We start from the raw sequence: 8,337 nt of genomic DNA, 5'->3' as shown, positions 1-8,337 counted from the left end.
ATGATCTCAAGTGGATGCTTCGGTCCTCCAACCTCATGAAGCTAGAGAAGTGTGAGGTTACATGGACCTCAAGTCCCCGAGAGGTTCCTCCCAGCCCTCCCACCAAATCCGATAGGAATTCCCCCCGCTCTGAATGTAGCTCGTAGCGTGCAGTGAGCGCTCCTGCTCCCTGCATGGAGCAGCAATCATGGGCAAGGAAAAGGGGCTTACCGCCAGCGAGCTTGCGCAGTTCACCGGCACGGAAAACTGGTACCGGCACACGCTGGTACGAAACGTCCACTATACGGATGGGGTACTATTCGTGGCCGAGCGGGCAGGGGCCTACTGGTTGATCGACGAGATAGCGCTGGCGCAGAAGGCGGAGGCAGCCCTGGTGGGCGAGGAGTTCCAGGTCTGGACGCTGATCGTGGAAGGATCATCGGCGCTGTTGCGCTGTGACGATGGGAATGACCGGCAGCTTCTGGAGAGGCGGATCGATTACACCGACTTCCCCGAACCCGGCATCAAGCTCTACATGGTGGATGGCGTTATCATGCTGCCGGGAGAGTATTAAGCGTCTTAATCCTGAGTAACTCAGGCTATCTCTGGGGTTCTCCGGGTGAGGCTGCTACAAGAACGGTATTGAGCATAGCGTATGGTTTCTAGCTCACTGCTCATCTCTGAAGCTTGCCAGAATGGCGCGGTCAATAACCCTGATGCGCCTATATCCAAGCTCAATTGCTCCGGATTTTGCGAGCTTGTTCAAGATAGGTCGAAGGGTAGATCGATATACACCTAACATCTTGGAGAGATCCTCCTGAGTGACGGTTACGTCGATCGACGTGTCCGTCAGTAGGAGAAGTCTGCGGCACATCCGAGCACGCAAGGTCAAACTCAGCGCTTCGGCAAGTAAGCCGACAGCGACGGTCGTGTTTATCGTGGCCAGACGATAAAAAGATTGCCAATGCTTTGGATCATCCGCGAGCAACTTGCGGATCGCCAAGCGCGGCAGGTGGAGCATCCTGCATTCTGTCGCAGCCATGAGACTTATTGTTCTGGGCGTGTCTGACAGTTCACCATTGTCTCCAACCCAGAAACCGACCTGAGCTCTATGAAGAACGACTGGTTCTTCGGCAACCAGCGGGAAAGTTACCTCAAGACTTCCAGATTCGAGCCCATAGATGCCGTCGGAGGGGTCTCCGGAGAAGTATAGAAACTGGCCCGGCTGATAAACGCGCCATTTCCCTGAGAGTTCTGCCCATCTCTTGAACTCCTCTGGTTCGCTGGCCAGCCAGCCATGTACGCCGAGCAGGCCAAGGGTGCCTTCTGAATTGGAGCGAATTGTACAGTCTCCTCGCACGCATTGCGCAAAGTGTTCGCCGAATAAAGCTGAACATAGCACTCTTCTGGATCGGCATGGAACACGGTGATGAATGGGAGAACTACATGGCAATCCCCACGAAATTGGTAGGCTTCTTGGCAGTTGTCATCGCTTCAGTAGGTCCCGTCTACCTACAGCCGAGCCAGAGCCACGCGGCGGAAGCAAAGCCGAATATCCTATTCATCCTCGCGGATAACTTAGGCTACGGCGAACTCGGCTCCTATGGCGGGGGAGAAACCCGGGGGGCATCGACACCGATGCTGGATCAACTCGCAAGGGAAGGTCTCCGGCTCACCAACATGAATGTCGAGACCCAGTGCACACCGAGCCGTTCGAGCTTGATGACGGGCCGCTTCGCCATTCGCTCGGGAACCTACGCGGTGCCGTTCGGCGGCGTACCTGAAGGGCTTACCCAGTGGGAAGTGACCATCGCGGAGGCCCTGTCGGACGCGGGCTATGCCACGGCGCTCTATGGGAAATGGCACCTCGGAAGCCACGACGGGCGCCTGCCAAACGATCAAGGCTTTGATGAATGGTTCGGCATCCCGCGCACGACCGACGAGTCGCTCTGGTCGACGTCGGTTGGATACTCGCCTGACATTGTTCCCCTCGAGAAGATCATGGAAGGTCGCAAAGGAGAGCCGAGCAAGGCGCTTCGGGATTACGACGTGGAGCAGCGCCGCCTGATCGACGCGGAGATCACCAGCCGTGCCGTTGATTTCATGGAGCGGCAGGTCAAGGCTGGAAAGCCTTTCTTCACTTATGTCTCGCTCACGCAACCGCACTTGCCAACGGAGCCAAATCCAGCGTTCAAGGGTAAAACCGGAAACGGCGACTGGGCAGACATGCTGGCGGAAATGGATAGCAATGTTGGGAAGGCACTGTCCGCTGTCGACAGGCTGGGTGTGCGCGACGATACGATCGTGATCTTCACCAGTGACAACGGACCTGAGTTCTTCAGGCCCTGGGATGGCTGGGCCGGACCGTGGCGCGGTCAGTACTTCACAGCCCTCGAAGGTGGCATCCGCGTGCCGTTCATGATCCGTTGGCCGGGCAAGATCGATGCTGGACGGGTTAGCAATGAGATCGTGCATGGCGTCGACATATTCGCGACGCTGGCAAAGATCACAGGTGCCGTAGTTCCTAAGGATCGCCCGATCGACAGTATCGACGTGTCCGCGTTCCTCGAAGGAAAATCGGCTAAATCGGCTCGCGAAGGGTTCCCGATCTGGGGAGCCGACACGTTGCTCGCCGTCAAATGGCGAAACTGGAAGCTCCATTTCTACAAGCAGGATACGATGTTCGATCCTCCCCAGAAGCTGGGCATTCCCTTCATCATCAATCTCTATACCGACCCCCGGGAAGAAAAGCCGACGGCAGACAGCTGGGTGGTGACACCCATGCTGAAGATCGTTGCCGCCTTCCAGGCATCGCTATCAGCCAATCCCCTCATCCCCATGGGAACACCTGATCCCTATGTGCCGCCGGGCAACCCGTGACATTGGCTGATCGCTGCCCTGAACCAGAACTCCTGCGCATATTCGTGGAGCCACCCATGCCGCCCACTCGACTTCGCTCCGTTCCAGTCGTTGCTAGCATCGCCTTATCGGCAGTCATGCTCCTTACTCCAGCCCAAGCGGACGAGGGCGGTGTCAGTTTCTGGCTACCGGGCCAATACGGAAGTTTCGCTGCCATTGCGCCGGAACCTGGCTTTTCCATTCCGACGGTCACCTATTACTATCAAGGTGAGATGAAGGCTGGAAAGACACTCCGGCAGGGAACTGAAATTGCTGCGGAGGCTGATGCATCCTTCCTTGCCCAGTTCATCATTCCGACGTACACACCAGATGCCTCGATACTCGGTGGAAGGCCAAGTTTTTCGCTGGCTCTGCTGCCCGCATACAGCGAGACAAGTGCGGAGATCTCGGCCGGAGGACTGAGCGCCAGCCGGTCCGATTCTGTCTCAGGTTTCGGCGATCTCTATCCGACCGTTCAATTGTTCTGGAATGCAGGCGTGAGCAATTGGATGGTCTATGGCTCGGCGGGCCTACCGGTGGGCTCCTATGAGCCGGACCGGCTCGCCAATGTCGGTACTGGTCATGCCGCGATTGATGTAGGCGGCGCTTATACCTATCTCAATCCCGAGACAGGCTGGGAAATGTCGGCAACGGCAGGGGTGACTTTTAACTTCGAAAACCCGGACACCTATTACACAAGTGGAACAAGTATTCACTTGGATGTGGGTGCAGCCAAACTCCTCAGCGAACAATTCTTCGCGGGCGTGGTTGGCTACGCTTATCAGCAGGTCGCTGCCGATGAGGGGACCAGCACCCTCCTTGGTGACTTTAAGTCGAGTGTCATCGGTATAGGGCCTCAGATCGGATACAATTTCATGGCTGGAGATGTTCCAATCTATACAAACCTCAGAGGCTATCTCGAAGTCGCTGCTGAAAACCGGCCGAAGGGTGGAAGTCTGTTCCTGACGGTAAATCTTCCTGTGTCAGCGCTGATGCGGACGGAATGATGGAACTGTGGGCACAAAAGACCAAATGACCATCGAATCCGCCGTTCAAAGGCTAGCAAGAGAGCAAATCCAGAAGAATGGGAGCATGGATATCCCTGGAACGATTTTTGCTCTCGGCTATCTTTTTCCGAGCCGGGCTAGAGGCGAAATTCAGGCTGTGGTCATTGAGTTCGCCGCAAACCTGCAACGAGATCGGCTGATGGAAGTAGAAGTTCCTCCAACACGGCTTAAAGGGAGCTGTGATTCGGTGGCTGTAGGAAAAACCCAGCTAGCTGCGATCTAATCGTCAATCAAAGCCTAGTTGGGGCAAAACGCCCGTGGACTGAAAATTCAAACCCGACCGCTATTGCTTCTTTCTATAGTGGGAAAGCAGAGAGACTGGCGACTGTCGAAGTGGCAGGATATTTGTGGCGGATGCGTTGATCCTGAACTCAGGAAGCATCCACCCCGTTTGTACTGAACCTCACCAGTCGATGATGACGCCGGTCAGGCTCTTGTGCTTGTACCGGAAGCTAGGCTTGGAGCCCGTGGCGTCATTGCGAAGCTGAGACTCTGCGGACTGGTCGCGCTTGCGGTCTGACCGCGTGAACTTGAGCTCTGCAGGCACCTGACGGAGCTGCATAGCGCAGCAGGAGCAACCGCCCGGCGACACCCAGCGTGCCTTGGTCTTCTTGCGCTTGAAGTGCATGGGCGTTCTCCTTTGGTGAGGTTGTCAGGCTTGAACCTGAGTTACTCAGGATCGTTCGGCCGATCTGGCTTGCTCAGCGATCGTCCGTGGTGTCGGCCAGCCGGTCCGCCGCCTTCTTGGGGTCGAAGTGGTAGTAGTGGCGGTCGATCATGGGCAGGCTGGTGCCCATGTTGGCGCCCAGCTCGGCAGGGCTGACGCGGCCCGACGTGACCAGCAGCGTCGCGTAGGTGTGACGGAAGCTATAGATGCCGCGCTTGCGGCCAGTGACCGGGTCCTGGAGCAGGCCCGCAGCCTTCAGCACCCGGCGAACGCCGCTGTCGAAGCCAGCGATCCGGCTCCCATCGGGCAGGCACATCACGAAGTCATCAGGTTCGGCGTTGGGGCAGCGCTGCTGGCGGCGGCGGAGGATGAACTCGGCGTTCTGCATGGGCACCGTCTCCCGGGGACCCGTCTTGCCCGTCACCCGCAGCTGGACCAGGGGCGTGCCCTTGGTCGAGGTGAAGAACTCCACGTCCCGCCAGCAGACGCCGCTCCACTGGCCCGTGCGCTCGTCCTTCTTGGAGAGCTCATTCTCCCGGAACCCACCCGCCATCAGCAGCAGGATGAAGTCCTGGATCGCCTCGCGCCTCCAGCGCTCGCGCTCCTTAATATGATTGGCTCCCACCCAGCCATCCAGGAACCGCTCCAACTGCTGGCATTCCGCCGGGGTGAAGGGCCGATGGGCATGCCGCTTGGCCTCGCTCTTGCGTTGGACCTCGTTCTTGATCTCGGGGATCTGCTGGACGGTGACCCAGCGCTGGTTCCTGGCATGGTTGAAGATGCCCCGGAGGACCGTGTTCTCGGTGTTGACGGTACCGGTGCGCGGGGCCTTGATGCCCCGGGGCAGGGGCTTCTGGATGAGGAGGCCACCACGCTCATACTCGATGTGGGTGATCTTGCTGCCCGGCCCCTTGATCCAGTAGTCCCGCCTCCAGCTGCGGTACTGGGCGATGTCCGGCTCCCGGATCTCATCGATCGACTTCTCGCCGAAGAACGGCTTCAGGTACCTATCCACGATGGGGGTGTAGTCGATCACGTTGCGCTGCTTGCGCAGCCCAGCATCCGCTTCGGCCTTAAGCTCCTTGAGCCATGCATCGGCCGCCTGGTTGAAGCTCACAGCCCTGGCACTGAGCCCCATGCGCTCCCTGAGCCGGGCTTCGTCATAGATCGCCAGGGCCCGCTGCCGGGCCACCGCCTCGTCCATGGTGCCCAGGCTTTTCTGAATGCGGGTGCCGTCCGCGAGCCGGAAGGCGACCTGCCAATGGGGGCTTTCCAGTCGGTTGAACATGGTCACCTTACCGTCAGCCAGCTTGATCGTGGGCATCGCAATCTCCTGAAGAGACTGCCCAGCTAGGGCATGCCCGCGGTGCTGATAATTGAGAGCAACCTTCAGAGAATTGAGCACCCCCTGAACAGAGGATCACGCCATGATCTTGTGGTCGGAAGTGCTGGCGGTCGTGCTGGCAACCGTCTCGTCGACCGCGCCTCAACGCATCCGGAACTGCATCTGAGTGCACCGCGAATTCGCACGACACGCGGATTTGTGCGCTGCCACAGAGGGCGGCGCAGCCCTTTGAAACGCAACAGAATTCTGCGGAAAGAAGTGGTGCCCAGGGCCGGAATCGAACCAGCGACACGCGGATTTTCAATCCGCTGCTCTACCAACTGAGCTACCTGGGCGCTGGTCAAGAGTGGCGGGTGTATAAAAGATCGATGCAGCGCTGGCAAGCACTACCTTGTGGCCTGAGCCTGTGTTGCCGGCCATGCAATCCGAGCCACTGGCAGGAGCAGGGCTGCCGGTCGCCGGAACGGCGGGGGCCGTTGCGCCTGGGCAGAACCATCAGCCAACGGATGAATTGACTTTTCAGCCGAGGCGCAAAAAAACAAGGACCGGGAAGAACCCGGTCCTCATCGGCTCTCGATGGATCGAGGAGTTACTCTGCGGCTGCCTCTGCCGCGGCTGGCGCAAGCCCCATGGCTTTCTGCTTTTCGGCGATACGGGCCGATTTGCCGGTGCGTCCGCGCAGATAGTAGAGCTTGGCGCGGCGCACCTTGCCGCGCCGCACGACCTTGATCGAGTCGATCATCGGCGAATACACGGGGAAGACGCGCTCCACGCCTTCGCCATACGACATCTTGCGCACGGTGAAGTTTTCGTTGAGGCCGCCACCGGACCGGGCGATGCAAACACCTTCATAGGCCTGCACGCGCGAGCGGTCGCCTTCCTTGACCTTCACATTGACGATGACGGTGTCGCCAGGTCCGAATTCCGGCACGGCGCGCTGTGCTGCCACAACCGCGGCCTGCTCTTTCTCGAGCTGAGCAATAATATCCATAAGCTGTCTTCCTTTAAGGGATGCGGGGCTATACCCCCAACCCGGTCCGAAATCAAATCTTTCCCGCCTTGTAGCTCTGCCACAGGTCAGGCCGTCGCGTCCTGGTCAGCTCTTCGCGCCGCTCGCGCTTCCAGCGGGCGATGGCGCGGTGGTCGCCTGAGAGAAGAATCTCTGGTATTTCAATGCCTTCCCAGCAGTTGGGCTTGGTATAGTGCGGTTGCTCCAGAAGTCCACCCTCGAAGCTTTCTTCAAGTCCTGAGGCCTCCTGGCCCATCACGCCGGGCAACAGCCTGATGATGGCGTCGAGCAGCACGAGGGCTGCCGGTTCTCCGCCGGAGAGAACATAGTCGCCCACCGACACTTCGCTCAGCTGGCGTGCTTCGATCACCCGTTCGTCGACGCCCTCGAAACGGCCGCAGACGATGAGCAAGCCGGGTCCCGCTGCAAGCTCGCGCACCAGTTTCTGTGTCAGCGGCGTGCCGCGCGGGCTCATCAGCAGGCGCGGCCCCAGCTGCGGCGCGGCGTCGATCGCGGCGGCCAGCACATCGGGTTTCAGCACCATGCCAGCGCCTCCGCCTGCCGGGTGATCGTCCACCGTGCGGTGACGGTCGGTGGCCCAGTCGCGGATGTTGCGCACGTCGAGCGACCACAGGCCTTTCTCAAGCGCGCGACCAGCCAGCGACAGGCCCAGCGGCCCCGGAAACATGTCTGGAAACAGGGTCAGCACGCTGGCCCGGAAACTCATGGCGCCTCCTTGAGGTCGAGCCAGCCCTCCGGCAGGTCCACAACCACAGCGCCCTCGTCCGTGGCCACCAGAAAGGGCGGCGCCAGTGGAATGAGAACACTGTCTGCCCGATCCTTCAGCCTGACGTCGATCAGCTCGCCTGCGCCATAATTGGCCGTGCCGAGGATCTTGCCCAATACGCTGCCATCGGCGAACCGCACTTCGCGGCCGATCAGGTCATGCACATAGACCTCGCCCGCCTCGGGTTCGGGCAGTCGTGCCCTCGGCACGAACAGCTCTCTACCCTTCAGCGCTTCGGCTGCGCTGCGGTCCGTCACGCCTTTCAGGCTGGCGATGAAATCATCTTTCTGGGCACGCATGCGCAGGATCTCGAGTTTGGCGCCCGCCGTGGTTTCGAGCGGTGCGTAGCTTGCAATGGCTGTCGGGTGTGCGGTGAAGCTTCTGAGCTTCACCTCGCCGCGGATACCATGCGCCCCGGTAATGACGCCAACCAGCACCAGATCACGCTTCATGTGAATGTTGCCTGAAGCGTTGCGCATGTGGAAACTGCCGGATCACCCATGCCATCGCTTGATCCCGGCATTCTGTCTGGGGCTGCAAAGAAGACACCCGGGTCAAGCCCGGGTGTGACGAGATCATGTGAAG

General features: G+C 59.5%; 10 protein-coding genes and 1 tRNA gene. 4 read left to right on the top strand and 7 right to left on the bottom strand.

The genetic code is table 11. The features are described 5' to 3' along the window. Positions 1-187: 187 nt before the first annotated feature. A complete protein-coding gene (locus tag ACILRN_RS14015; RefSeq protein ID WP_395689289.1) occupies positions 188-553 on the top strand; it encodes a DUF6876 family protein in 366 nt (121 codons plus the stop codon). Positions 554-646: 93 nt separating this feature from the next. Here ACILRN_RS14015 and ACILRN_RS14010 read toward each other — a convergent pair whose 3' ends face one another. Next, positions 647-1,381 (bottom strand): Crp/Fnr family transcriptional regulator, encoded by a 735-nt coding sequence (locus tag ACILRN_RS14010; protein WP_395689286.1) that lies wholly within the window; start codon positions 1,379-1,381, stop codon positions 647-649. Positions 1,382-1,425: 44 nt separating this feature from the next. Between ACILRN_RS14010 and ACILRN_RS14005 the strand changes: the two genes are divergently transcribed. From ACILRN_RS14005 to ACILRN_RS13995, 3 genes are all read left to right on the top strand, one after another. Then, complete coding sequence (locus ACILRN_RS14005) at positions 1,426-2,859, top strand: arylsulfatase (RefSeq protein WP_395689284.1); 1,434 nt, start codon at positions 1,426-1,428, stop codon at positions 2,857-2,859. Positions 2,860-2,975: 116 nt separating this feature from the next. Further along, the gene (locus ACILRN_RS14000; protein WP_395689282.1) at positions 2,976-3,884 is read left to right on the top strand and encodes a transporter; all 909 of its coding nucleotides are present in this window, start codon (positions 2,976-2,978) and stop codon (positions 3,882-3,884) included. A 25-nt stretch (positions 3,885-3,909) separates the two neighbouring features. Further along, positions 3,910-4,167 carry a hypothetical protein gene (locus ACILRN_RS13995; protein ID WP_395689281.1) on the top strand — a complete coding sequence of 86 codons (258 nt, stop codon included), beginning with the start codon at positions 3,910-3,912 and terminating at the stop codon, positions 4,165-4,167. Positions 4,168-4,347: 180 nt separating this feature from the next. Here the strand turns inward: ACILRN_RS13995 and ACILRN_RS13990 are convergent, their stop codons facing one another. The 6 genes from ACILRN_RS13990 to rimM all read right to left on the bottom strand — a co-directional run bounded on the left by ACILRN_RS13990 (position 4,348) and on the right by rimM (position 8,204). Continuing rightward, positions 4,348-4,572 carry a hypothetical protein gene (locus ACILRN_RS13990; protein WP_395689279.1) on the bottom strand — a complete coding sequence of 75 codons (225 nt, stop codon included), beginning with the start codon at positions 4,570-4,572 and terminating at the stop codon, positions 4,348-4,350. Between the two features lie 73 nt (positions 4,573-4,645). Further along, positions 4,646-5,935 (bottom strand): tyrosine-type recombinase/integrase, encoded by a 1,290-nt coding sequence (locus tag ACILRN_RS13985; protein ID WP_395689277.1) that lies wholly within the window; start codon positions 5,933-5,935, stop codon positions 4,646-4,648. A gap of 280 nt (positions 5,936-6,215) precedes the next feature. Further along, positions 6,216-6,291 (bottom strand) — tRNA-Phe (locus ACILRN_RS13980). Between the two features lie 254 nt (positions 6,292-6,545). Then, positions 6,546-6,947, bottom strand: a complete 402-nt coding sequence (gene rplS / locus ACILRN_RS13975) for a 50S ribosomal protein L19 (protein ID WP_395689275.1) — start codon at positions 6,945-6,947, stop codon at positions 6,546-6,548. 52 nt (positions 6,948-6,999) lie between these two features. Beyond that, on the bottom strand, positions 7,000-7,692 hold the full coding sequence (gene trmD / locus ACILRN_RS13970) for a tRNA (guanosine(37)-N1)-methyltransferase TrmD (protein WP_395689272.1): 693 nt from the start codon (positions 7,690-7,692) through the stop codon (positions 7,000-7,002). Next, entirely contained in the window at positions 7,689-8,204 is a 516-nt protein-coding gene (gene rimM / locus ACILRN_RS13965) for a ribosome maturation factor RimM (protein ID WP_395689270.1), read from the bottom strand. The genes trmD and rimM overlap by 4 nt, the downstream gene beginning before the upstream one ends. Between the last annotated feature and the right edge of the window lie 133 nt (positions 8,205-8,337).

Source organism: Aestuariivirga sp., from assembly GCF_044238155.1.
Taxonomy (GTDB): Bacteria; Pseudomonadota; Alphaproteobacteria; order Rhizobiales; family Aestuariivirgaceae; genus Aestuariivirga.
The sequence above is the reverse complement of the archived record's forward strand: the minus strand, read 5'-3'. Positions and strand labels throughout refer to the sequence as shown.